At 53.0% G+C, this 727-nt stretch carries 1 tRNA gene and 1 rRNA gene; both read left to right on the forward strand.

The window, feature by feature from the left end:
• Positions 1–121 precede the first annotated feature (121 nt).
• Positions 122–197 (forward strand) — tRNA-Ala (locus tag EB809_RS20880).
• A 428-nt stretch (positions 198–625) separates the two neighbouring features.
• Positions 626–727, forward strand: a 23S ribosomal RNA gene (locus tag EB809_RS20885); the annotation flags it as partial.

Raw genomic sequence — 727 nt, forward strand, 5'->3', positions numbered from 1 at the left:
GTGGTTCAAGTCCACCCAGACCCACCAGAATTGCGCAGCTCATCGTTGTGTTCGGACTTGCATAGCAGGCTATGCGGCGTCCAAACACGCCTCGATCTGCCCAATTCCTGGCAGCTTTACTGGGGCTGTAGCTCAGCTGGGAGAGCGCCTGCCTTGCACGCAGGAGGTCAGCGGTTCGATCCCGCTCAGCTCCACCAATTCAAGCTGTATGGTGGATGAGTTGATAGGATGGCAGCGCCTGCCTTGCACGCAGGAGGTCGGTCCGGGGTCGCGAACGACTTCGATCCTGCCTGGCTCCACCAACTATACGGATACCTGACTACGGTCAGTGTGCAGAAACAAGTGTTTCGGATTGATGAACGATCAACTTCGAAGCCCTTCTTTCTGATCACTGGGTCAGACATGCTCTTTAACAATGCGGACAAGATTGCAAAGCGGATGATTCGTTTCTTTATCTCCGAAACGAAGAATCCAATGATAGCGATTTCAAGCGTTATCCGGTGTTAATCGTTGGGTTGCTTAATCTTGGATCAAGCGTCAGCAGGACAAAAGGTTGCTGACACTGTGGAACCAACCTGGAGGCTTCGGCCGACAGAGCGGTTAAACAGTTGGTTTGGGGTTATATAGTCAAGCAACTAAGCGCATACGGTGGATGCCTTGGCAGTCAGAGGCGATGAAAGACGTGGAAGCCTGCGATAAGGCTCGGGGAGCTGGCAAACAAGCTGTG

Origin of the sequence: Marinobacter sp. R17 (assembly GCF_003789045.1) — a bacterium.
In the GTDB taxonomy this organism is placed as follows: domain Bacteria; phylum Pseudomonadota; class Gammaproteobacteria; order Pseudomonadales; family Oleiphilaceae; genus Marinobacter_A; species Marinobacter_A mangrovi.